General features: G+C 67.9%; 17 protein-coding genes, 1 pseudogene and 1 riboswitch. Of the genes and pseudogenes, 8 read left to right on the top strand and 10 right to left on the bottom strand.

Annotation, left to right across the window (positions count from 1 at the left end):
• Nucleotides 1-36 precede the first annotated feature (36 nt).
• The 4 genes from ACKN61_RS06205 to ACKN61_RS06190 form a co-directional block, all read right to left on the bottom strand.
• Nucleotides 37-1,560 (bottom strand): CehA/McbA family metallohydrolase, encoded by a 1,524-nt coding sequence (locus ACKN61_RS06205; protein WP_408952751.1) that lies wholly within the window; start codon nt 1,558-1,560, stop codon nt 37-39.
• 11 nt (nt 1,561-1,571) lie between these two features.
• Complete coding sequence (locus ACKN61_RS06200) at nt 1,572-2,753, bottom strand: phosphatidylinositol-specific phospholipase C1-like protein (protein WP_408952750.1); 1,182 nt, start codon at nt 2,751-2,753, stop codon at nt 1,572-1,574.
• Nucleotides 2,754-2,818: 65 nt separating this feature from the next.
• Nucleotides 2,819-5,392 (bottom strand): TonB-dependent receptor, encoded by a 2,574-nt coding sequence (locus ACKN61_RS06195; protein ID WP_408952749.1) that lies wholly within the window; start codon nt 5,390-5,392, stop codon nt 2,819-2,821.
• Between the two features lie 600 nt (nt 5,393-5,992).
• The gene (locus ACKN61_RS06190) at nt 5,993-8,479 is read right to left on the bottom strand and encodes a hypothetical protein (RefSeq protein ID WP_408952748.1); all 2,487 of its coding nucleotides are present in this window, start codon (nt 8,477-8,479) and stop codon (nt 5,993-5,995) included.
• A 45-nt stretch (nt 8,480-8,524) separates the two neighbouring features.
• Nucleotides 8,525-8,609, bottom strand: a riboswitch (cyclic di-GMP riboswitch).
• A 357-nt stretch (nt 8,610-8,966) separates the two neighbouring features.
• On the opposite strand from ACKN61_RS06190, the gene ACKN61_RS06185 reads away from it, so the two are divergent.
• The 3 genes and pseudogenes from ACKN61_RS06185 (at nt 8,967) to ACKN61_RS06175 (ending at nt 12,486) form a co-directional block, all read left to right on the top strand.
• The gene (locus ACKN61_RS06185) at nt 8,967-9,761 is read left to right on the top strand and encodes a thiazole synthase (protein ID WP_408952747.1); all 795 of its coding nucleotides are present in this window, start codon (nt 8,967-8,969) and stop codon (nt 9,759-9,761) included.
• 1 nt (nt 9,762) lies between these two features.
• Nucleotides 9,763-10,517 (top strand): annotated as a pseudogene (trmB, locus tag ACKN61_RS06180) (tRNA (guanosine(46)-N7)-methyltransferase TrmB); the annotation flags it as partial.
• Between the two features lie 121 nt (nt 10,518-10,638).
• Nucleotides 10,639-12,486 carry an SLC13 family permease gene (locus tag ACKN61_RS06175; RefSeq protein ID WP_408952746.1) on the top strand — a complete coding sequence of 616 codons (1,848 nt, stop codon included), beginning with the start codon at nt 10,639-10,641 and terminating at the stop codon, nt 12,484-12,486.
• Nucleotides 12,487-12,740: 254 nt separating this feature from the next.
• Here the strand turns inward: ACKN61_RS06175 and ACKN61_RS06170 are convergent, their stop codons facing one another.
• A complete protein-coding gene (locus tag ACKN61_RS06170; RefSeq protein WP_408952745.1) occupies nt 12,741-13,121 on the bottom strand; it encodes a Rieske (2Fe-2S) protein in 381 nt (126 codons plus the stop codon).
• 56 nt (nt 13,122-13,177) lie between these two features.
• On the opposite strand from ACKN61_RS06170, the gene ACKN61_RS06165 reads away from it, so the two are divergent.
• The 4 genes from ACKN61_RS06165 (at nt 13,178) to ACKN61_RS06150 (ending at nt 16,310) form a co-directional block, all read left to right on the top strand.
• Entirely contained in the window at nt 13,178-13,516 is a 339-nt protein-coding gene (locus tag ACKN61_RS06165) for a hypothetical protein (RefSeq protein WP_408952744.1), read from the top strand.
• A gap of 4 nt (nt 13,517-13,520) precedes the next feature.
• Nucleotides 13,521-14,249, top strand: a complete 729-nt coding sequence (locus ACKN61_RS06160) for a fumarylacetoacetate hydrolase family protein (protein ID WP_408952743.1) — start codon at nt 13,521-13,523, stop codon at nt 14,247-14,249.
• Between the two features lie 55 nt (nt 14,250-14,304).
• Nucleotides 14,305-14,712 carry a large-conductance mechanosensitive channel protein MscL gene (gene mscL, locus ACKN61_RS06155; protein ID WP_408952742.1) on the top strand — a complete coding sequence of 136 codons (408 nt, stop codon included), beginning with the start codon at nt 14,305-14,307 and terminating at the stop codon, nt 14,710-14,712.
• 185 nt (nt 14,713-14,897) lie between these two features.
• Complete coding sequence (locus ACKN61_RS06150; RefSeq protein WP_408952741.1) at nt 14,898-16,310, top strand: M28 family peptidase; 1,413 nt, start codon at nt 14,898-14,900, stop codon at nt 16,308-16,310.
• 88 nt (nt 16,311-16,398) lie between these two features.
• Here the strand turns inward: ACKN61_RS06150 and ACKN61_RS06145 are convergent, their stop codons facing one another.
• From ACKN61_RS06145 to ACKN61_RS06125, 5 genes are all read right to left on the bottom strand, one after another.
• The gene (locus ACKN61_RS06145) at nt 16,399-17,262 is read right to left on the bottom strand and encodes a TrmH family RNA methyltransferase (RefSeq protein WP_408953771.1); all 864 of its coding nucleotides are present in this window, start codon (nt 17,260-17,262) and stop codon (nt 16,399-16,401) included.
• A 241-nt stretch (nt 17,263-17,503) separates the two neighbouring features.
• Entirely contained in the window at nt 17,504-18,070 is a 567-nt protein-coding gene (locus ACKN61_RS06140; protein WP_031371382.1) for a GNAT family N-acetyltransferase, read from the bottom strand.
• Nucleotides 18,071-18,258: 188 nt separating this feature from the next.
• Nucleotides 18,259-21,384, bottom strand: coding sequence for an efflux RND transporter permease subunit (locus tag ACKN61_RS06135; RefSeq protein WP_408952740.1), 3,126 nt, complete (start codon nt 21,382-21,384; stop codon nt 18,259-18,261).
• Nucleotides 21,381-21,620 carry a hypothetical protein gene (locus ACKN61_RS06130; protein ID WP_408952739.1) on the bottom strand — a complete coding sequence of 80 codons (240 nt, stop codon included), beginning with the start codon at nt 21,618-21,620 and terminating at the stop codon, nt 21,381-21,383. Before ACKN61_RS06130 ends, ACKN61_RS06135 begins: the two co-directional genes overlap by 4 nt.
• The gene (locus ACKN61_RS06125; protein WP_408952738.1) at nt 21,613-22,719 is read right to left on the bottom strand and encodes an efflux RND transporter periplasmic adaptor subunit; all 1,107 of its coding nucleotides are present in this window, start codon (nt 22,717-22,719) and stop codon (nt 21,613-21,615) included. Before ACKN61_RS06125 ends, ACKN61_RS06130 begins: the two co-directional genes overlap by 8 nt.
• A 329-nt stretch (nt 22,720-23,048) precedes the next feature.
• On the opposite strand from ACKN61_RS06125, the gene cysK reads away from it, so the two are divergent.
• Nucleotides 23,049-24,005, top strand: coding sequence for a cysteine synthase A (gene cysK / locus ACKN61_RS06120; RefSeq protein WP_408952737.1), 957 nt, complete (start codon nt 23,049-23,051; stop codon nt 24,003-24,005).
• Nucleotides 24,006-24,009: the final 4 nt, after the last annotated feature.

Below are 24,009 nucleotides of genomic sequence, written 5' to 3'. Positions count from 1 at the left end.
CGGGTCGGCGCCGACGGCCCCCGGGGTGTCGTGCGGTTAGCGGTTGAAGTACACCGGGTTGCCCATCAAGGCGAGCCGACCCTGCGCGTCGCGCACGTCGACACGCAGCCAATGGCGGGCACCATCGCTGCGCCAACGGAAGTCGAAGCGCTGCTCGGCTGCGCCGATCGCCGGCTGCTCGATCAAAGACGCGGCGACGCCGTCGACGATGGTTTCAACGCGGCCGCCGGCGACGTTGCGTACCGTCAGGCTCAACTGCGCCTCGTCGCCGGCGCGCAGGCGCAACTTGCCGCCCATTGCGACCTGCTCGCGGCCGTGCCGTGCGCTCAGCTCCAGGGCGCGATCCTTCGATCCGCGCACGTCCACGAACACATTGCCGGCGCGCAGGCCGTCCAGGATCGCCGGTATCGACAGCTCGCGCGCATGCACGACCGTGGTCGGGCGGCCGATCCGGCTCGCGCCGAAAGTTTCTTCGGCTTCGGTCGGGGCATCGTGGTTGTCGCTGCCGCCGATGCCGGTCAAGCGATGGCCGGCGTTGAGTTCGCGCTGCCAGAAGGCGATGCCCGAGCCCGGCGTGTCGGCGTCGCCGCCATTGACGGCCTCGACCATGCCGACCCGCGACAAGTCCGCCGCCGGCATCGGCGTCCAGCCGCAGCCCATGCAACGTTCGTCGGAGGGTCGGATCGGGTGATTGATCGACACCGGCACGCCGCGCTTCTCCAGCGCGCGCAACACCGTGTCCCAGTCCGGCACCGCGGCGCTGCCGACGCGGAAGTCGACCGGGGCATAGGTGCCGAACACGTTCGCATGGCCCTGGAAGGTGGTGATCTCGATGCCGGGCATCAGCAAAAAACGATCGAAATACGGCTGTAGTTCGCGCACGGCCGACAGGTGCGAGACCGTGTTGTGTTCGGTCACGGCGACGAAATCCAGCCCTTGCCGGCTCGCCGCCTGCGCGGTCAGGAACAGCGGGCACGGCACCTTGTTGCCAGCCTGGGAAGCGCAACTGCCGTCGCTGTGGCCGCTGTGCATATGCAGGTCGCCGCGGTACCAGCCCGGCCCGGAGCGCAGGGGCTTGGCGACGATCGCGGCGGGTAACGCATCGGGTCGATCGGCCATGCCGAAATGGATGCGCGCGACATAGCGGGCGCGTTGCTCGGCGCGGATGTTCGGAATGCCCAGCAAGACTTTCCATTCGCCCGCGGGCAAGGCGCCGGCCGGATACGACGGGGTCGCATCGGCGGCGCTGACGGTGAACACGCGCTTGTTGCCGCCACTCCAACCGCGGAAGCCGTCGCGGCCGAGGAAGTCGCCCGGGCCGATCAGGCCCAGGTCGATCGTGGTCTTGTGCTCGCGCCCGTCGTAGTCGAACTCGACGGTGATGCGGGCGACGCCGTCCGGCACCCGGAACGGCAATTCACGATAGCTGCGATTGTCGCGGCCTTCGATCGTGCCCTCGATGGTGACATCGGCGGCCTCGGCCGCGTTAGCCGCACCGGCCATCGGCGCCATACAGGCCAAGGCCAGCATCAGCAGCGCAATAAGCGATTTCATGGTCATGCCCCGATTCGTCAATCGTGCTTCTCGAGCGCTTCGACCGGACGCTGGTTGCAGCGTTCCGGCTGGCGGCGTGGGTTGCAGCGCGCGATTTCGCTGCGCGGGAACACCACGCGATAGCGGCTGAAACGCCGGTCGGGCTGCGGGTAATCGGTGGAGATGTAGTGCGCGCCGCTGGCGAAGGCGGCCTCGCGCCGGCGCGGGTCGTTGCGCCGCGCCTCGAGCGTGTCGGCGTCGGCGCGCGTGCGCACCAGGAAGCCGGCGGCGACCGCCTGGGCGATGCGCTCGCCCTGCCCGACCGGGTCGTTGAGGGTCAGATAGGCGGCATCGGAGGCCTGCTCGTCGGTGTTGACGAACATCGCCCGCCCTTCCAGCGAGCGTCGCGCGCCGCGGTACAAGCCGACCTTGCGCGCATCCTCGTCGAGCGCGAACAGGACCTTGCCGCGCGCTTGCCCCAGCGTCGGCCAGCGCCCGGCCAGCACCGCCTCGCGCAGGCTCGGCGCATCGCCGCGCACGTCGTCGGGAACGATCAGTTCGGCGGCGGTAAAGACCGAACGGATTTCGCCATCGAGCGCATCGAAGGCGGCGCCGTCGAACGCCAGCGGCGCAACCGCACCCCGCCCGCCGCGGCCGTCCTTGGCGTTGATCAGGATCAGGATCGGCGCATGCTCGCGGTGGCTTTGCGACCAGGCGCGGATCTGCCGCAGGCATTGCACGAAGGCCATGCACTGGCTGCGGAAGTCGATGTCGGCCAGGTGCATGACCTTGAAGCCCGGCTGCGCCATCTCCGCCGCGACTGCGGGCGGCCAGGGGCCGGCCTCGCCATAGCCGCTGCGCAAGGCGCCCGGCGGATGCGCATAACGGCCGCCGCGCGGGTCGTAGTAGACATCAAGTTCGAGCGTGCGGGCGCCCTGCTCTAACTGCGCGGACAAGGGCGGATGCGCATAGTCCAGCGAGTCCGCGCCGGCCGCATCCACCGCGCGATGCGCGGCCAGCTCCTGCGGCGGAATCGCGAGCTTGTAGCTGTTGTGGGTGCCGATCGCCTGCAGATCGTTGAGCCGCAGGCGCGCGTCGATCCAGGCCTGGCTGCAGTCCGGGCCGGCCGCCGCGGCGCGATCGACGTCGAGCTTGCAGCCAGCGCCCGCGACGGCTGCGCTGGTTTGCGCACCGGCGGCGGCCATAAGCGGGCCGGCCATAAGCGCGCCGACGAGCAGCGCGCCGCAACTCAGCCCAGCCTTGACCGCCCCCATCCGCATCGCGCTCAGAACCGGTACATCAGCGCGGCGCGGAAGGCGCGGCCGAGCAGCGGGCGGGCGATGAAGGTGTTGGCGCCCGCGTCGGCGCTCTGCAGCTCGCCGGCGCGCGGGTTGCCTTCGGTCAGGCCGCGCGAGTTGGTCAGGTTGTCGCCGTACAAGAACAAGGTCAGCCCCGGGGTGAACTCGTAGCGGGCGCTGGCGTTGAGCACGTTGTAGGAAGGCAGCCGCACCGAATTGGCGGTATCGACGAAACGCTCGCCCTGGTATTCGTAGGCGAGCTGCAGGCGCAGACGGTCGTCGAGCAGATTGATGCCGGGCACGATGCGGAAGCTGTTCTTCGGCACGCGGATCAACTGGTTGCCGACGAAGTCGCGCAACACCGGCGCGCCGTTGACGATCTCGGTGTAGCGCAGGCCTTTGTACTGCGGGTCCTGCACGGTCGCGGTCAGCTGCATGTCGAACCAGCCCACCGGGAACCACGAGGCCTCCAGCTCCAGGCCGGTGGTCTTGGTGTCGGCATAGCCCTGCTGCACGGTCGAGGTGCCGGCGTTGAGGTCGAACACGGCATTGCTGAAACCGACGTTCTCGTACTTGGTGTAGAACAAGGTCGCGAACACGTCGAAGGTTTCGTTGCTGAACTTGTAGCCCACCTCGCCGAGCTGCATGGTCTGGATCACCGGCTGCGCCGCCGTGTCCTTGCTCACGCAGTCCTGGGCCGCGGCCTGGGTGCAGTTGGAATAGCGGGTGATGAAGCTCGACAGATTGGGCAGGCGGAAGGTCGGGGTCCAGCGCGCGAACAAGCCCGAGTACTTGTCGAACTGCCAGTTGGCGCCGACGGTCCAGCCCAGCTTGTCGTAGTCGCGGTCGTAGTTCACGAACCGGCCCGAGCCGGTCAGGATCTGCGAGCTCGCCGGCGTGCCCAGGTCGACCTGCTTGCGGATTTCGGTCCAGCCCTTGGCGTTGACCTTCTCCCAGCGCACGCCGGCGTCGATGCGCAGGCGCTCGTTGACCTGCCATTCGTCCGACAGGTACACAGCCTGGGTGGTCGAACGGCCGCTGGCGTTCTCCCACTCGTATCCGTAGCGGTAGAAGCCGTGGTCGGTCAGCGTCGCCAATGGGCGGCCGGCGGCGTCCACCGCGACCAGATCGAGCAGGCGCGCGTTGTCGCGCACATCGAGCAGGGTCGTCGACGAATAGCGGTCGAAGTCCTGGTCGAAGCGTGCGTAGTAGTAGCCGAAGGTGAGGTCGTGGCTCTGTCCGCCGAAATCGAAACGGCGCATCAGGCGGGTGTCGCTGATCAGCTCGTCGACCGGCATGGTCACGCCGCGCAGGCCGCCGACCGTGACCAGTCCGTTGCCGTTCTGGTTGGCGACGTCGAACACCTGGCCCGGAGTGTTGACGTAACGCAGCTGCGCGCCGGTCGCGCCCGGAATCGCCGCGAGCTGCTTCTTCAGCGCCGGGTCGGACAGGAATTTGGAGGCGCTGAGCAACTGCAGCGGGAACACGCCGTTGCGCTGGGTCTCGGTGCGGTCGTAGCGCAGCGACTGGGCGAGCTTGAAGCCGGCGCCGAGTTCGTAATCGAACTTGGCCGTGTACTGGTCGCGCTTCACTTCGGTGCCGCGCGCATTGTCGAAGGCGTAGCGGCCGCGGTCGCCCTGCAGCATCGAAGCATAACGGGTGTCCGGGCCGGCCAGGGTGCCGTAGTGATCGTCGAAGCCGGGCACGCCGCGGATCTTGCCGTCGGCATAGGTGCGCATCGGGATGCCGAGGTACAGCGCGACGTTGTCGTCCAGGCGCTTGTAGTCGAAGGCGAAGCGGCCGCGCTCGAACTCCTTGCTCAGGTTGACCCGGTACTGGCCGCCATCGTTGGCCTGGAAGCCCGGATCGCGAATGCCGTCGTCGAAACGATAAAAGCCGCCGAGGCCGAGCTTCCAGCCGGCGCCGAGCGGCGTGCCGAAGAAGAAATCGTAACGGTTCAGGCCGTAGTCGCCGGCGGTGTACTTGACCACGCCTTCGGCGCTGTCGCCGACCACGCGCGGGATGAAGTTGATCGCGCCAGCCGGCGCGTTCGAATAGAACACCGAGGAGGGGCCGCCGCGCACCACTTCGATGCGCTCGATGGTCTCGTCGAGTCGGAACGCCTGGTCGCCGTTGAGGAAGCCCAGGGCCGGGTCGTGCTGCACCGGGATGCCGTCTTCGAGCAGGGTCACCGAACCGAAACCGTCGACCGGGATGCCGCGCGCACGGATGTTGCCGCTGGCTTCGCCGCCGGTGGCTTCGACCCAGAAACCCGGCACCGACTTCATCGCCTCGGTGACCGAGGTCGGCGCCTGCATGCGCAAGCGGTCCTCGTCGATGGCGGTGATCGAGTAACTGGTTTCGGCCTTGCTGCGCTGGCGCGTGCCGGAGCGGCCGGTAACGATGACGGTGTCGAGATCGGTGGCGCTGGCGGCGGCCGTGCTCACATCGCTGGCGGCGGTCGCTGCGGTGTCCTGGGCCTGTGCGGCGGAAACGGCGAATGCGGTCAGTACGAGGGCGCAACGGATCGCCCGGCTCAGCTGGCGGGTGGAAGGCATCATGGATTCGGCGTTCGGAAGGAAGGGAAGGCTGCCGGCCGGTTCCGTCCGAAGGCCCTGCGTCGAGCCCGGCAATCCTGCGCATGCTGGGCCGCGACGTTTAAAGATTCGTGACAGCCGTCGATGGATTTGCGTGCGCGGTGGTTGGCGCCAGGATCGGCCAAGCCTGCTTGCTGGGCGAATGCGGGGCGCGAATGCAGAGCGGAGCAGGAGCAAATCCCCCCCTGCCCCCCTTTTCCAAAGGGGGACCTCTCCGGGCAGCGGATACACCAACACCGTGTGCTCGACGCCAACGGATCGACGGGCGTGAACGGCCTGCGGAGACACCTACACAAGCCCCCTTTGCAAAGGGGGCGGGCGCCTGCGTCGTTCGGCGGAGCGACAAGCCCGCTGCGCCGGGGGATTTCCGGGCAGATCGCCGTGATGTGGATGGGACAAGACCAAATCCCCCCTGCCCCTTTTTCAAAAGGGGGAGCTCACGTGTCGATGCGATATTCGAGGGGCCTTACGTGTCGGTGCGATGTTCAAGCAAATGACATCGGCGCATAAAAAAGCCCCGGCCGAAGCCGGGGCTCTGTTGCGGGTTGCAAGTAACGCTGCGTATCAGCTGTTGCCGCCTCCGTCGATCACGGTGGCCGGCGAGACCGAGCAATGGCCAGGTCCGGTCGTGCCTTCGTTGTAGGCGCCGAGAATCCCGGCGAGCCTGATCGCGGTGTCGCGTGCGGGGCCCTTCGGTGCGGTGGTGCTGCGACCGATGAACCATGCCGTGGCTTCGGCGATCGCGGCCTGCACCTCGGACGGTGCGCCTGCGCCGGCTTCGGCGTTGAGGCGTGCGGCCATGTACTGGTGCGCGAGGATGTAGTACGCGTTGCCACCCTTCGGCGGCGTCCAGAACACCTTGTACCAGGTCTGACCGGAGGCGAAGAACAGCGTGTCTTCTCCGATCGCGGCCCAGGTCGCGTCATACGGCGCAGGGCCGTACTTCGAGTGGGTCTTCCAATAACCCTGGGTGTAGGTGCATCCGCTGGTGGCGCACAGTTCCGGCACGCTCACGGTGATCACGGCTTCGTCGCTCTTGTTGACGCCGTTGTCGGTCGCCAAGGTCAAGAGGTTCGGAACCATGAATTCGCAAGTGTTGCCGGGTCCGGTCTGGCTCGGCAGTATCCACGCCGCGAACAGGTCGAGGCTGTTGACGATGCCCGGATCGGGGTTGATGTCGCCTGTGACGTACTGGGCGAAGCTGCTGCACATCAGCGGGCTGACCTGCCAACCGAAGGTATCGCCGAGGTTGAGGCCCGGGATGCCGTTGAACAGATCGCTGACCTGCACGCAGGCGTCGGTTTCGACGTTCGGCGAGCCGTACACCAGTGCGGCCTGGTTGGAGGTGTAGCTCGTGAAGCCGCAATCGCTGGCGTTGCCGGCGGCGTCGTAGCACTTCAGCACGCGCTGGATGCTCGCCTCGTTATAGCCTTCGAGCTTGCCGCTCAGCGCTGCGTCGTAGGTGCAGTTGAGCGAGGTCGCGCCCTGCGGGTCGCACGTCGGCGACACCGACTGGGTGCCTCCACCGGCGAAGTGCAGAGTGTCGCTCGGATCGGCCGGGCTGAACTGCGGTGTCGCGTCGGCAGGCCAGGTGACCATGATGCTGCCGCTGACCGCAAAGCCGCTCTCGGACTCGGTGCTGCGGGTCGCCGCGAGACGATAGACCGTCTCGTAGTTGCCGCCGACATTGAGCAGCACGTCGACGTCGTCGCACAGGAAGTTACCGGCATAGATGCCGCTGGCGATCGGATCGGGCAGGCAGCCCTGCATGCCGACGACCTTGGCGTCGGCCGGCGAGACCACCACATGCTTGTCGGGCGCCCAGGCATAGTCGCGGTCGTAGCGGGTCTGCGCGGTCTTGCTGATCGCGACGGTCCGGCAGGCTACGGTGACCATGGCCGAATCGCTGGCCGTGGCATTGGTGCTGGCGCTGGTGCTCCAGGTACCGGTTGCGGTGTTGTTGTGCTGACCTTCGTCGGCGCCGCATACGAACGGCGACGGACGCGGATAGGTCCACACGTACGGCCCGCTGCCCAGGTTGAACACATGGTCAGGGTCATTGGGCAGGATCGAGTCGTTGATCGAGAACGTGTCGCCGTAGCTCTCGGCCGGGTTCGCCGGGATCGAGAACGCAGCGGAAGCCACGAACGTATAGGTGCCGCCCGCGCGCTCGCTGGTGATACCGGCGGCGTTGACGCCTCCGCTGGCATTGAGCAGGAACGGATGGGTGTTGCTGCTCAGGTCGAACGCGTAATCGCAGGTCAGGATGATCTTGTCCGGATTCGCGGCCGGCTTGATGCAGGCCAGGGTGTCGGTATCGCCGCCCTGCGAGGTCCAACTCAGCTGGAACTGGGTCGCGCTGTTGTTGAACTGCATGGTGTCGACCACCGCGGTGGTCTTCCAACCGAAGCCGAACGGGTCCTTGACGGTGATGGCGCCGGCGACGCGATACATGCCACGGGTGGTCGGCGTCGCGGTGACGGTGTATTCGACCTGGTGGCTGTCGCCATCGAACATCACGATGCTCTCGGGCGTGACGGTCTTGTTGATCTGCCAATCGGTATAGCGCTTCCAGCTCGCCGTGGCGGTCTTGTCGCCAGAGGGCTTGGGCAAGAAGCAGTACACGACATGGCTGACGCCGGCGGGTTCGCCGCTGGAATTAAGCGGCGCGAACAGATTGATGTCGCTGAGCACGGCCGGATCGTACTGGAACACGTTGTAGGCGTTGCCGCCCTTGACCACGATGTAGTCCATCGGCACGGTCGAGGTGAAGCCGATGTATTTGCTTTGGTCGGCGGGGGTGTAGTTGAAGGTGATGGTTTGACCCGGTGCGCCAAGGTTGTAGCTTTGGCCGTTGACCGGTGCGCTGCCGGTGCTGCCGCCCAATCCGGACCAGGTCGCTACGCCGGGCAGGTCGTCGCAACTGGTGAAATTTCCCGAATAAGTGGTCGGCTGCACCGAGGCCGCCCAGGCCCCGGTGGGCAAGGCGGCAGCGGTAGCAAGCAAGAGCGCCGTTGCGAGCAACGGACGCCAGCGTCGAGTGGTGGACATGTCAGAACTCCGTGAGCGGGGTGGCAAAGCACCCTGTTCTTCGCGCTCGGTAGCTCGGCCATGCTGACCAGGACGGTCCGCACCCGTGGCTTTGCGACGCCGGCTCTCACCGGTTGTGCCTTTTTCGAGTCCCGTACGACGGCGCGGCGTCCGCTTCCCCCAGCGGACGCCGCCGGCGATAACTGCTGCGTCGCGAACCCTCAGCGCCGCCAGTACCGCTTGGCGGCGCCAATATACGCTTCAAAATGTGATTGCAATCACATTTCGTTGACCGGGCGACGAACGGTCGCCGTTCTTGATGAGTGGCTCCGGGCCGTGCGCCGCCATCGGGTCCGCTTGGCCGCGGACCGCCCCGAACCCCGCTGTGCCGCCCGCCATCCTCGCCGCCCGGCCCAGCCGGACCGGCCACCCGCGAAAACCGCATGCCGCGTGAAACGCCGGCCCACCCGGGGTCCAAGCGCAGGGCGTTATCCGACATAATTCACCGATGACGAACAACGCCTTATCCGATCCGCTGGTCATCGCCGGCAAAACCTACCGCTCGCGCCTGTTGACCGGCACCGGCAAGTTCAAGGACCTCGACGAAACCCGCCTGGCGACCGAAGCCGCCGGCGCCGAGATCGTCACCGTCGCCATCCGCCGCACCAATATCGGCCAGAACCCGGGCGAGCCGAACCTGCTCGACGTGCTGCCCCCGGACCGCTATACCCTGCTGCCCAACACCGCCGGCTGCTACACCGCCGACGACGCCGTGCGCACCTGCCGCCTCGCGCGCGAACTGCTCGACGGCCACAAGCTGGTGAAACTCGAGGTGCTCGGCGACCAACGCACCCTGTTCCCCGACGTCGTGCAGACCCTGGCCGCGGCCGAGATCCTGGTCAAGGACGGCTTCGACGTCATGGTCTACACCTCCGACGACCCGATCCTGGCCAAGCGCCTGGAACAGATCGGCTGCGTGGCGGTGATGCCGCTGGCGGCGCCGATCGGCTCCGGCCTGGGCGTGCAGAACAAGTACAACCTGCTCGAGATCATCGAGAACGCCAAAGTGCCGATCCTGGTCGACGCCGGCGTCGGCACCGCCTCGGACGCGGCCATCGCCATGGAGCTGGGCTGCGACGGCGTGCTGATGAACACCGCCATCGCCGGCGCCCGCGACCCGATCCTGATGGCGCATGCGATGAAGCTGGCGATCGAGGCCGGACGCGCCGCGTTCAAGGCCGGCCGCATTCCGCGCAAGCGTTATGCCAGCGCGTCGAGCCCGGTGGACGGGCTGATCGGCTGACATGACTGATCCGTTCTCGAGCGACGGCGCCAAGACCCCGCCCAAGCCTTTCACCGTGGAAGAAGGCCGGCGCCAAGTGCGCAGCTTCGTCCTGCGCCAGGGCCGCTTCACCCCGGCCCAGCAGCGCGCCTTCGACGAGCTCTGGCCGCGTTTCGGCATCGACTATCAGGGCTCGCCGCGTAATTACGACGAAATCTTCGGCCGCAGCGCCAAGCGCGTGCTCGAAATCGGCTTCGGCAACGGCGAGGCCCTGCGTTTCGCCGCCCAGCACGACCGCGAGCGCGATCTGATCGGCATCGAGGTCCACGCCCCCGGCGTCGGCCGCCTGTTGAACGCCCTGGCCGAAGACGGCAGCGACCACGTCCGCCTGTATCACCACGACGCGGTCGAGGTGTTGAACCACGAAGTCGCCGACGGCTCGCTCGACGAAGTCCGCATCTATTTCCCGGACCCGTGGCACAAGAAGCGCCACAACAAGCGCCGCCTGGTCCAGCCCGCGTTCGCCGATCTGCTGGTGCGCAAGCTTTCGCCCGACGGTCGCTTGCACCTCGCCACCGATTGGCAGGACTATGCCGAACAGATGTGGGACGTGCTCGATGCGACCGCAGGTCTGATCAACCGCGCCGGCCCGCGCGGCAGCGTGGCCCGGCCGCCGTGGCGTCCGCAGACGCATTTCGAGACCCGCGGCCAGAAACTCGGCCACGGCGTCTGGGATCTGCTGTACGACAAAAGCCGGGATTAGGGAATCGGGAATCGGGAATCGGATGCGAGCTAGCGAAGATCCGCGATACGTTGCCGACGCCCAAGCGGGTCGTGATGCCTTGCTTTGCCGTTGTTGTTCCGAATCCCGAATCCCGAATCCCGACTCCCGGCCCTGATGGATACCGCCCTCGCGCTCACCACCGACATGAAGCTCGTCCTCGGGCTGGTGGTCTTCACGATGGCGATGTTCCTGTTCGAGCGCATCCGCGCCGACGTCGTCGCCCTGGTCGTGCTGGTGCTGCTGGGCCTGTCGGGTCTGGTCGAGCCGGACGAGTTGTTCAACGGTTTCTCGGGCAACGCGGTCATCAGCATCATCGCCACGATGATCCTCGGCGCCGGCCTGGACCGCACCGGCGCGCTCAACCGCCTCGCCGCCTGGCTGCTGCGGCGCGCGCACGGCGTCGAACAACGGTTACTGCTGCTGACCACGGCGGTGGCCGGCCTCAACTCCTCGTTCATGCAGAACCCCTCGGTGATGGCGTTGTACATGCCGGTCGCCTCGCGCCTGTCCTCGCGCACCGGTCTGTCGCTGCCGCGCCTGCTGCTGCCGATCGCCGCGGCCATCGTCATGGGCGGCGCCCTGACCATGGTCGGCAACTCGCCGCTGATCCTGCTCAACGACTTGCTGCTCAACGCCAACAGCAACCTGCCCTCGGGCGCGGCGACCATCGAGCCGCTGAAGATGTTCGCGCCGCTGCCGATCGGCATCGCCCTGTTGGTCGCCTCGCTGGCGTACTTCCATTTCTTCGGCGACAAGCTGCTGCGCGACGACAGCGACAAGGGCGCCACCCCGGCGCGCACCCAGAGCTATTTCGCCAAGGCCTACGGCATCGAAGGCGACGTCTACGAAATGACGGTCACCGCCGACAGCCCGCTGGTCGGCATGTCGCTCGGCGAGGCCGAAGCGCTGCGCGGCGCGCCTTTGCTGCTCGCGCTCAAGAGCGACGGCGAAGCGCGCCTGGCGCCGCCGGCCGACACCCGTATCTGGGTCGGCAGCGTGCTCGGCGCGATGGGGCCGAAGCAGCAGGTCGCCGACTTCGCCCAGAACCAGTTTCTGCGTTTGTCCTCGCGCCTGCGCAACTTCGCCGACCTGTTCAACCCCAGCCGCGCCGGCATTTCCGAAGCGGTGGTGCCGGCGACGTCCGGGTATATCGGCAAGACCGCCGGCGACCTGCACCTGCGCAAGCAAGCCGGCCTGAGCCTGCTGGCGATCAATCGCGACAAGAGCGTGCTGCGCGACAACGTGCGCACCGTGCCGATGCGCGCCGGCGACATGCTGGTGTTCCACAGCATCTGGACCGACCTGGCGACCGCTGCGGCGAGCAAGGACCTGGTCGTCGTCACCGACTACCCGAAGGGCGAGCAGCGCCCGCACAAGCTCAAGCTCGCGCTGACCATCTTCGCCGTGGCGATGCTGCTGGCCCTGTCCTCGCGCCTGCCGGTGTCGATCGCGCTGATGACCGGCGTGGCCGGCATGCTGATCGCCGGTGTCATCAACATCGACGAGGCCTACGCGGCGATCAACTGGAAGACCGTGTTCCTGATGGCCTGCCTGATTCCATTGGGCTGGGCCATGGATTCCAGCGGCGCGGCGGCGTGGATCGCCGGCCACACCATCGAGCGCCTGCCGAGCGGCACGCCGGTGTGGCTGCTGGAGATCTTCATCGGCTTGCTGACGACGATGTTCTCGTTGGTCATCAGCCATGTCGGCGCGACCATCGTGGTGGTGCCGCTCGCGGTCAACCTCGCGCTCGCCGCCGGCGGCAACCCGACCGCCTTCGCCCTGATCGTGGCGCTGTCGGCCTCGAACAACTTCATGACCGCCTCGAACCCGGTGATCTCGATGATCACCGGCCCGGCCGGCTACACCGGCAAGGAGCTGTGGCGCATCGGCGGCCCGCTGTCGCTGATCTACACCGTGGTGACGGTGCTGATGGTCAATTTGTTGTTCTGGGGGAAGTGACCTCGCAGACGCCGCAGCTTCGGTGCGGTGGCGGGAAAAGCAAATCCCCCCTGCCCCCCCTTTTCCAAAGGGGGAATCCATCTGGTGGGATCGAATGAGTTGGGGTGGTTTGCCCGAGGCTTCGCTTGCCTGTGTGCACGACCGGATCGCTGCAGTCCAGCCAGGACCAATCCTGCACTTGTTTATCCCCCCTTTTGAAAAGGGGGGCAGGGGGGATTTGCTGTTGCTGTTGACTAACAGCTAACAGCCCCAACTCACCCCAACCACACCACCCCATCGCGCACGGTCACCGCGACCGCGCGCAGCGCTTCGCCGCGGCAGGGGCCGGCGACGCATTGGCCGCCTTGCAACTCGAAACTGGCGCCATGCGCGGCGCAGACCAGCAGGCCGTCCTTGCTCTTGAGGAACTGGCCCGGCGCCCAGTCGAGACGGCGGCCGGCATGCGGGCAAATATTCAACCAGGCGCGTACGGCCTCGCCGTCGCGATACAGCAGCAGCGATTCGGCGTCGCCGTCCAGGGTCGCTTCGACCTCGGCGAACGCGCCGTCGGCCAGCCGTGCCAGCTCGATCAGGGGCAACACTGCGTTGCCGCCTTCGCCGGGATGATTTAACGAACTTCTCACACCCTCGTCCATGCCTGGAACGATACTCCTGTGTCCGGCGTTTGCCGCATTGTCTCACGACACCCTAAATGTTTGCCCAGACCTTCCGATTCTCCGATCACCGACCGCAATGGAATGCGTTCCAGTCGCGCGTGCGCACCGCTTTCGAGCCGCGTAAGCCGCGTCACCGCATCCTGCGTTTCGTGCTCGGCGTGATCGGGCTCGGGCTGCTGGCGCTGCTGGTGATGTTCAGCGTGGTCGTCGGCGCGGCGATGATCGCCGTCGGCCTCGCCTACAAACTGTGGAAGCGCCGCGGCAAGCCGATGGCGCATCGCGATGCCCACGGCCACGACATCGTCGAAGGCGAGTTCCGCGTCGTCGATGCGGCCCGCCTCGACCATCGCTCCCCTACTTCTTCCACGCATTGAACGCATGAGCGACGCGATCGCGGCACCGCCGCATACCCGTATTCCGGTCCGCGGCGCCGACGTCGCCGACGGCACCACCTTCCCGGTCCGCCGCGTCTACTGCGTCGGGCGCAACTTCGCCGAACACGCACGCGAAATGGGCGCGGCCGTACCGACCTCGGCCGCCGATCGCGGCCGCCCGGTGTTCTTCCTCAAGCCGCACGACGCCATCGAGCTCGGCGAAGCCGTGCCCTACCCGCCCGGCACCGACGACCTGCACCATGAGGTCGAACTGGTGGTCGCGATCGGTCGCGATGCGCCGGCCGGCGAACTCGCCGTCGCCGACGCCCAGGCGTTGGTCTACGGCTATGCGGTCGGGCTCGACCTGACCCGCCGCGACCTGCAATCGCAGGCCAAGGCCAAGGGGCTGCCCTGGGATACCGGCAAGTCCTTCGACCACGCCGCGCCGATCAGCGCGATCGTGCCGGTCGCCGACGTCGGCGAACTCGGCGCACGCGCCCTGAGCCTGGAAGTGAACGGCGAAGTCCGCCAGCGCGGCACGCTCGCCGACCTGATCTGGAACGTGCCCGAAATCCTGCATGAGCTGTCGCGGCTGTATGCCCTGCGCGCCGGCGACCTGATCTACATGGGCACGCCCTCCGGGGTCGGCCCGCTGCAGCCCGGCGACCGCTATCACGCCGTGCTCGAAGGCGTGGCCGAACTGCACGGACACATCATCCCGGCGCCGGTATAGTCGCCTCGGCGCTGTGGCGCCGCATTCATGTCGTCAACACAGGGAGAGCATGCGGATGGGCATGATCAGCGAGTTCAAAGAGTTCATAGCGCGCGGCAACGTGGTCGATCTGGCCGTCGGTGTGGTGATCGGCGCGGCCTTCGGCAAGATCGTCACGGCCCTGGTCGACGGCATCGTCATGCCCTTCATCGGCTACCTCAGCGGCGGTGTCAGCCTCGGCGACGCCAAATACGTGCTGACCGCGGCGCAGATGGATGCCGCCGGCAAGGAAGTCGCGGCCGAAGTCGCGATCAAGTACGGCGCCTTCCTGCAGACCGCGATCGACTTCGTCCTGATCGCGTTCGTGATCTTCCTGTTCCTCAAGGCCTACAACAAGGTCCGCAAGCCCGCCGACGTGGCGCCGGCGGCGACGCCCGAGGACATCGTGCTGCTGCGCGAGATCCGCGATTCGCTGAAGAAGTGAGAACGCCTCGCCCGTTGCGGCAAAGTGCCTCAAACGTGGCGATAGGCAGCGACAAAAAACCCTCAAGTCCGGCGTGACTTGCGACAGGTAGAGACGGGGCCGCGGGTTGCTAAGCTCGCGGCTTCGTCTTTTCCGGCCGCCTGGTTGCAGGCGGCCTCCGGTCTTTCCAGATGAGGGAGTTGGGGATGCGCGCACCGTTGTGGGCAGCGATCGCTGCTGTGTTGTTCGTCGGCTCCGCCGTGGCCGCCCCGCGCGAAACGCGCATTCCCGAGGCCGCCATCGCCGCCGCCGGCGAATTGCGCGAAAGCGCGCTCGCCAGCGACCTGGGCTATCGCATCACCGAATCCTTGACCACCGAGGTCGGCCCGCGCCTGGCCGGCAGCGAGGCGGATGCGCGCGCGGTGAAGTGGGCCGAAGCCAAATTCCGCGAGCTCGGCTTCGACAAGGTCTGGCTGGAGCCGGTGACGTTTCCGAAGTGGGAGCGCCGCAGCGAACAGGCCGAAGTGCTCGGCGAACATCGCCAGCCGCTGAACCTGACCGCCCTGGGCGGCAGCCCCGCCGGCAAGGTCGAAGGCGAGATCGTGCGCTTCGCCGACCTCGCCGCGCTGGAAGCCGCGCCGGCCGGTTCGCTCAAGGGCAAGATCGCCTTCATCGATTACCGCATGGAGCGCGCCAAAGACGGCGCCGGCTACGGCCCCGGCGGACGCGTGCGCAGCCGCGGCCCGTCGGCGGCGATCCGTGCCGGCGCCAGCGCCTATCTGATGCGTTCGGCCGGCACCGACTCGCACCGCAACCCGCACACCGGCATCACCCGTTTCGACGACGGCCTGACCCCGATTCCGTCGGCCGCGCTGGCCGCGCCGGACGCCGACCAACTCGCGCGCCTGACCGCGCGCGGCCCGGTGCGCGTGCGCGTCGCCCTGGATTGCGGCTGGGACGGCGAAGCGACTTCGCACAACGTCATCGGCGAGATCCGCGGCAAGAGCAAGCCCGAAGAAGTCGTGGTGATCGGCGGCCATCTGGATTCGTGGGATCTCGGTACCGGCGCGATCGACGACGGCGCCGGCGTCGGCCTGACCATGGCCGCGGGCAAGCTGATCGGCCAGAGCAAGCTGCGCCCGGCACGCAGCATCCGGGTGATCGCCTTCGCCAACGAAGAACAGGGCCTGTACGGCGGCAAGGCCTATGCGCTCAAGCATGCAGCGCAGGTCAAGCAGCACCAGATCGGCGCCGAAAGCGATTTCGGCGCGGGCCGCATCTACGCCTATTCGAGTTCGGCCCCGGCGCACGCGCAGGTCGCCGACAAGCAGATCGCCGAGGCCCTGGCGCCGCTCGGCATCGAGCACACGCCCGGCAAGGGCGGCCCGGGGCCGGACATCTCGCCGTTCGCCGCGCGCGGCCTGGCCTGGGCGCGTCTGGCCCAGGACGGCAGCGATTATTTCGACTACCACCACACGCCCGACGACACCCTCGACAAGATCGACCCGAAGGCATTGGCGCAGAACGTCGCGGCGTATGCGGTGTTCGCCTATCTGGCCGCTTCGGCCGACGGCGATTTCGGCAGCGAAGCCAAGCAGGTTACGCCGCCGGAGGAGTGAGGCGGCACGACACTCATTGCGTGCCGTGTTCGCCGACGCGTCTCAGCTCCCTCTCCCGCTTGCGGGAGAGGGGCTTTAGCGCGATGGGTCATGCGCTACGCGCAGTCCACGCCGCCAGCAACACCGCGGTCGCCGCGGCGACGTTGAGGCTTTCGACCTTGCCGCTGCCGGGAATCGACAGACGCAGGTCGCAGGCGGCGACGAGGTCGCGGTCCATGCCTTCGCTTTCTGCGCCCAATACGTAAACCAAACGCTGCGGCAACGGGGTCGCGAAGGCGTTGTCGCCGCCGGACACCACCGTCGCCGCCAAGGCGAACCCGGCGCCGCGCAACTGGGTCAACGCGTTGTCGCTGCGGCCCATGCGCACCATCGGCACCGCTTCGGCGCCGCCCTCGGCGACGCGCGCGGCAGCGCCCGACAGGGCCAGGGTCGAATCCTTCGGCATCAGCACCGCGGCGACGCCGAAATGCGCGGCCGAACGCAGGATCGCGCCGAGGTTGTGCGGATTGCCGACGCCGTCGAGCCAGATCGCCAGTTGCGGACCTTCCGGCAATTCGCGCAGCCATTCCGACAACGAAGCCGGCTCCTCGCGCAACACGTCGGCGACCACGCCTTCGTGATGCCCGCTGGCGGCGAGTTTGTCGAGGTCGGCTTCCTCGACCACGCGATAGCCGACGCGATTGGCCACGCACCACGCCAGCAAGGGCTGCAGCGCGGGAATGCGGTTGCCGCTCAGATACAGCTTGCGGATCGCCTGCGGCCGGCGCGCGAACACGGCGCGGATCGCATTGAGGCCGTACAGGCGCAGCTCGACGTCGCGGCGCGCGCGTTGCGGATGCGGCGCCTCGAACATTTCCTCGCCGAGGGGCTGACGCAGATCGGCCTCGTCGCGTTGGCGATAGGGCCGCTCGTCGCGCTCGTGGCGTTCCGGCCGCGCCCGCTCGCGCGGCATGCGCGCATCGGCGGGGTGCTGGTTGCGCTGCTCGCGTCGTTCCGAGCGCGAATGCGGATGCGCGTGCGCATGCCCGCTGCGATCGTGTCCGCCGCGATAAGGCGACGGCGGCGGTTCGACCGGCCCCGCGCCGCCCTGAGTGTCGGGCTCGCGCCGCGGGCGCTGTTCGTCGTCGCGGCGCGGACCGGTGCGCCAGGGGCTCTGTCCCGGAGCGATGGGGGGGCGCGGACCGCGCGGGGGATCACGTCGCATCGTCGAGACTCCTTCTTACCTTGGCGAATACACGCAGGTCGTGCAGCTGCCCGCGCTTGAACACGGCGCAGCGTTGCGCGCCTTCTTCTTCGAAACCGTTCTTCAGCAACACCCGCGCCGAGGCCGGGTTGTGGTCGAGCACCGTCGCGCACAAGCGGTACAAGGACAGCTCGCGCATGACCCACGGCGCGAACACGGCGACCGCGCGCGTCATCAGGCCGGCATTCCACAGCGCGCGCCCGAGCCAATAGCCCAGCTCGGCGCTGTGGCCGCGCTCGCCCTGGCCGGCGCGCACGCCGATGCCGCCGCAGGCGCGGCCGTCGACTTCGATCGCCATGACCGGGTCGTTGAGATTGACGACCTGGCCGGACAGGAAGCGCTCGCCGTCTTCGCGGGTATAGGGATAGGGAAAACGATCGCTGGTGGAACGCGAGACGTGTTCGTCGTTGGCGTGTTCGACCAGGCTGTCGAGGTCGTCGGGCCGCCAGGGGCGCAGGACGAAGCCTTCGCCAAGCAGGCGGATATCGCCCGGGTCGGATAAGGGAGCGGCGTTCATGGCGATAGCGTACTGCATCACTGTTGGCCGACGGAAACCGGGGGCCTCGGGACGGCGTCCGGGCAGGAGCGGCGTCCTCCTGGATTTCCTTCGGTCGCGAGCCGCGACACGCGTCGTAGCCGAGGCCCCGCGGTCGCGGCTTGCGCCGCTCCTACCCGGAAGCGGTGCGCCGGCCTGTATTCACGCGATCACGCGTGGCCGCCGGCCTGCGGGGTGTCCTTTTCCAGCTTCTCCAGCTCGTGCGCGACCGCCTCGGGCGATTTGGTGTAGCGCGCCAGCAGGACGTAGAACGCCGGCACGATGAACAGCGACAACAGGGTCGAGAACGACACGCCGAAGATCACCACGATGCCGATCGTCGCCCGGCTCGCCGAGCCCGGGCCGCCGGCCAGGACCAGGGGCACGGCGCCGACCACGGTCGCGATCGAGGTCATCAGGATCGGGCGCAGGCGCACCGCCGAGGACTCGACGATGGCCTCGTGGATGCTGCGGCCCTCGTCGCGCAACTGATTGGCGAACTCGACGATCAGGATGCCGTTCTTCGCCGCCAGGCCGACCAGCATGACGATGCCGATCTGACTGAACAGGTTGAGGGTGCCGCCGGTCATCCACAGGCCGAGCAAGGCGCCGAGCACGCCCAGCGGCACGGTCAGCATGATCACGAACGGATGGATGAAGCTCTCGAATTGCGCGGCGAGCACCAGGTACACGACCAGCAACGCGAGAGTGAAGGTCATCAGCACCGCGCCGCCGGCTTTCTGGTACTCGCGCGACTCGCCCTTCCAGTCGATCTGCGCCTGTTCCGGCAGTTCTTCCTCGACCACCTGGTTGAGCCAGGTGATCGCCTCGCCCATGGTGTAGCCCGGCGCGAGGCCGGCGCTGACGGTGATCGCGCGCAGGCGGTTGAAGCGGTTGAGGCTGCCGGGCTCGGCGAGTTCCTTCAAGGTGACCAGGTTCGACAGCGGCACCAGGCCGCCGTCGCGGCCGCGCACCTGGATCGCCGCCAGGTCGGACGGCGAGGCGCGCACTTCGCGGCCGGCCTGCACGATCACGTCGTACTCCTCGCCGTTCTGCACGAACGTGGTGGCGCGCCGCGAGCCCATCATGGTTTCCAGCGAATGGCCGATGTCGGTGACGCTGACGCCGAGGTCGGCGGCGCGCTGGCGGTCGATCTCCACGCGCATCTGCGGTCGGGTTTCCTTGTAGTCCGAGTCGACCGAGAACAGGCCCTTGTTCTGCTCGATGCGCGCCAACAGGCGGTCGCGCCACTTCGCCAGTTCGACGTACTCGGGGCCGCCGAGCACGATCTGGATCGGCTGCCCGCGGGTACGCACCAGGCCGCCGCCGACCTGCGGCAGCGCGCGCACGCCGGTCAGCTGACCGAGCTCGCCGCGCAGACCGTCGGCGACATCGGCGGTGCTGACGTCGCGCTTGTCCCAGTCCTGCAGAAACACCGCGATGCGGCCGGTGTGCATTTCCTCGCTGGCGCCGAAACCGCCGGGCACGCGCGGGTTATAGCGCTGGATGGTCTGGTCCGGGCCGGTGTGCGAGGCGATGATCTTCTCGACCTGCTGCACCTGCTTGACCGTGTAGTCGTAGCCGGCGCCTTCCGGCCCGATGATCGAGACCTGGAACGAGCCGCGGTCTTCCTGCGGTGCGAGCTCCGAAGGCACCAGCTTGAACAGGCCGAAGCTCAAGGCCAGCGCGATCACCATCAGCACGCCGAACAGCCACGGCCGCTCGACGGTGTGGTCGAGCAGGCCCTTGTAGCGCCGGCTCACGCTTTCCAGGCGCGCATTGATCCAGCGGTTGACCGGGTTGGATTTCTCTTCGCTGTGCGGGCGCACGAACTTCGACGACATCATCGGCGTGAGGGTCAGCGCGACGAAGGCCGACAAGGCCACCGCGCCGGCCAGCGCCACCGACAACTCGCGGAACAGGCGCCCGGTGTTGCCTTCCATGAAGCCGATCGGCAGGAACACCGCGACCAGCACCGCGGTGGTGGCGATGACCGCGAACGCGACCTGCTTGGTGCCGCGCGCGGCGGCGACCAGCTTCGGTTCGCCCAGGTCGGCGCGGCGCTGGATGTTCTCCAGCACCACGATCGCATCGTCGACCACCAGGCCGATGCACAGCACCAGCGCCAGCAGGGTCAGCAGGTTGATCGAGAAATCGAAGGCGTACAGCGGGATGAAGGCGGCGATCAGGCACACCGGCACGGTCACCGCGGGGATCAGCGCGGCACGGAAACTGCCGAGGAACAGCCAGATCACGATCAACACCAGGACCACCGCTTCGGCCAGCGTGTGATACACGCGCTCGACTGCCGATTCGATGAAGATGGTGGTGTCGAAGGCGACGAAGATGTTGGTACCGTCCGGCAGGCCCGGGCGGATTTTGTCGGCCTCGGCGCGGATCGCGCGGGCCACGTCGAGGCTGTTCGCGGTGGAGGTCTTGACGATGCCCAGGCCGATGTTCGGCTCGCCGTTGCTGCGGTAGTAGGCGCGGCGTTCGGCCGAATCGAGCTGGATCTTGGCGACGTCGCCGAGCCGCACGACATAGCCGTCGGCGCCCTTCTTCAGCGGAATCTGGGCGAAGTCCTCGGGCTTTTGATAGCTGCGCGCGACCCGCAGAGTGAAATCGCGCGTCTGCGATTCGATGCGCCCGGCCGGCAGTTCGACGTTCTCGGCGCGCAGCGCGGCCTCGACCTCGTTGACGGTAATGTCGCGCGCCGCCAACGCGTCCTGGTCGAGCCAGATGCGCATGGCATAACGCTGCTGGCCGCCGATGCGGACCTGGGCGACGCCGTCGACCGAGGACAGACGGTCGACCACGTAACGCTCCGCGTAGTCGGACAACTGCAGCGTGTCCATCTGCTTGGAGCTCATGTTCAGCCACATGATCGGGTCGGCGTCGCTCTCGACCTTTTCGATCTGCGGCGGGTCGGCCTCTTCCGGCATGCGGTTGGAGACGCGGCTGACCGCATCGCGCACGTCGTTGGCCGCGGCCTCGATCTCGCGCTGCAAGGTGAATTCGATGCTGATCGAGGCGCGTCCGTTGACGCTGCGCGATTCGATGCTCTCGATGCCTTCGATGCCGGCCAAGGCATCCTCGAGCACCTGGGTGATGCGGGTCTCGACCACCGCCGCCGAGGCGCCGGGATAGGTCACGTCGACCGAGACCACCGGCGGGTCGATCGCCGGCAATTCGCGCAAGGTCAGGCGTGAGAACGCCATCACGCCCAGGGTGATCAGCAGCAGGCTCATCACGGTGGCGAACACCGGACGGCGGATCGACAGGTCGGAAATATTCATCGCGCGTCGCCGCCGTCGCGGCGCTTGGGCGCGCTGCGCTTCGGCGCTATGTAGATCGGCACGACTTTGGGCCGGTCGCCCGGGGCCTGCTCGGGCTCGTAGGCCAGGTCTTCAGGCGGAGCCCCGGACATGCCGCGCAGGCGGAAGTCCAGGGCGCGCTTGACCGCGGCGCGCAGGTCGCCGGCATCGGGCTTGCGCGGAAACGAAGACAGCAGGGACCGCATCCAGTCAGCCATTCGCGCGGCCCTTGGCTGCGGCCGGCTCGCCCTGGCGCTTCGCGGGCGCATTCGCACCGGCGGCCTGGACCTTGTTGCCGACGCGCAGCTTGCCGGTGCCGTCGACGACGATGACATCGCCGACCTGCAGGCCCTTGACGATCTCGGCCAGCCCTTCGCGACGCGTGCCGACTTCGACGTCGGCGCGCTCGACGGTGGTGTCGGGCTTGACCCGGAACACGTAGGAATCGGTGCCGACCTGCACCACCGCGATCTCCGGTATCAACAGGGCCTGGCGCTCGGGTTGCAGCAAGGTCACCTGCATCAACATGCCCGGCCGCAGGCGATGGTCGGGATTGGGGAAATCGGCGCGCACCGTGATCGCGCGCGTGGCCGGGTCGACCCGCGCGTCGATCGTGCTGACCTCGCCCTGGAACGGCTGGCCCGGATACGCGGCGCTGGTGCCGTCGACGGTCTGGCCCTTGGCGACGCGCGCCAACAGCGTTTCCGGCACCGGGAAATCGACATAGACCCGGCCGGTGTCGTCGAGGGTCGCGATCGGCGTGCCCGGGGTGACCAGTGAGCCGGGGCTGACCTGACGAATGCCGAGCACGCCGGAGAACGGCGCGCGGATCACCCGGTCGCCGATGTCGGCCTTCATCTGCTCGACCCGGGCGCGGGTGGCGTCGCGGGTGGCGCGCTGGGTGTCGAGCGCCGAACGCGCGATCAACTGCTGCGCGGCCAATTCGCTTTGCCGCTTGTACAAGGCATCGGCTTCCTTGGCGGTGGCCTCGGCCTGGGCCAGGGCGGCCTGCTGGGCCTTGCCGCTGAGGGTGATCAGCGACGCGCCGGCGGCGACCTGGTCGCCGCTGTCGAAGTGCACGCCCTGGACGATCTCGCTGACCTTGGCGGTAACCGTGATCGACTCGCGCGCCTTGACGTTGCCGAGCGCCTGCACGGTGTCGTTCCAGGGCCGCAAGCGGACCGGCTCGGTGGTGACCGGAATCGGGCGATCGCCGCCCTGGCCCCCCTGGGGCGCCCCGCCCTTGCTGCCGCAGGCGGTCAGGGCGAGGGCGAAGACAAGGGTGCAGCAGGTGCGAAGGCCGGAACGTGGTCGCATGCGGATCTCTGAACGGGTACCCGTGAGGGCGGCGGCGCGGGTCTGGCGGGCGCTGGTGCGGCCCGGCCAGGCGATCCGCGCGGAAGGGAGAACCGGCGCGGCGATGAAGCCGCGCGATTCTAGCGGTGCAGCATTAACGCTCGCGTGGGCCATTGGTTGACCACCGTATAGGCAAAGTCGTCCCGGCGATGTGTTCGGGCCGGCGTGCAGCCGACGAAGGTCGGCCTGGACGACTGCCGCGCCGATGTTTCATCGCCGTAATCAACGTGGTGGCGCGGGCGGCACGGACGGAGTTCATACTCCGCGAGTCCCCCAGTTGGAGCCTGGTCATGATCCACGACAGCATCCTCGACACCATCGGCCGCACCCCGGTGATCCGCCTGCACCGCCTCGCCCCGGCGCACGTCAGCCTGTACGCCAAGGTCGAAGCCTTCAACCCCGGCGGCTCGGTCAAGGACCGCCTGGCCCTGGCGATCATCCTCGACGCCGAAGCCAAAGGGCTGATCAAGCCCGGCGACACCGTGGTCGAGGCGACTTCGGGCAACACCGGCGTGGCGCTGGCGATGGTCTGCGCCGCACTCGGTTACAAGTTCGTCGCCACCATGAGCGAAACCTTCTCTATGGAGCGCCGCAAGCTCATGCGCGCTTACGGCGCCAAGGTGATCCTGACCCCGGCCGCCGAACGCGGCAGCGGCATGGTCCGGCGCGCCGAAGAGCTCGCGGCGAAACACGGCTGGTTCCTCGCCCGCCAGTTCGAGAACCCGGCCAACCCGGCCTATCACCGCAACACCACCGCGGCCGAGATCCTGCAGGACTTCGCCGGCCGTCGGCTCGATCATTTCGTCACCGGCTGGGGCACCGGCGGCACCCTGACCGGTGTCGGCGAAGTGCTGCGAGTGGCGCGCCCGGAAGTGCGCATCACCGCCTGCGAACCGGCCGGCGCGGCCCTGCTCAGCGGCAACGCCTGGCAACCGCACAAGATCCAGGGTTGGACCCCGGATTTCGTCCCGGCCGTGCTCAACCGCGACGCCGCCCACAACGTGCTGACGGTCGACGAGGTGCTTGCGCGCGACACCGCGCGCCGCTTGGCTCTGGAGGAAGGCATCTTCGTCGGCATCTCGGCCGGCGCCACCGCGGCCGCGGCGCTCGAAGTCGCGCGCACGGCCGAACACGGCGCGGTGATCCTGGCGATGCTGCCCGACACCGGCGAGCGCTACCTGAGCACCTTCCTGTTCGAAGGCATCAACGAAGGCAGCGACGACGACTGGCTGGCCTCGCTGGGCTGAGGCT

It is taken from the genome of Lysobacter sp. Hz25, from assembly GCF_046097045.1.
Classification (GTDB): domain Bacteria; phylum Pseudomonadota; class Gammaproteobacteria; order Xanthomonadales; family Xanthomonadaceae; genus Lysobacter; species Lysobacter antibioticus_B.
This window is presented reverse-complemented; position numbering and strand designations above follow the sequence as displayed.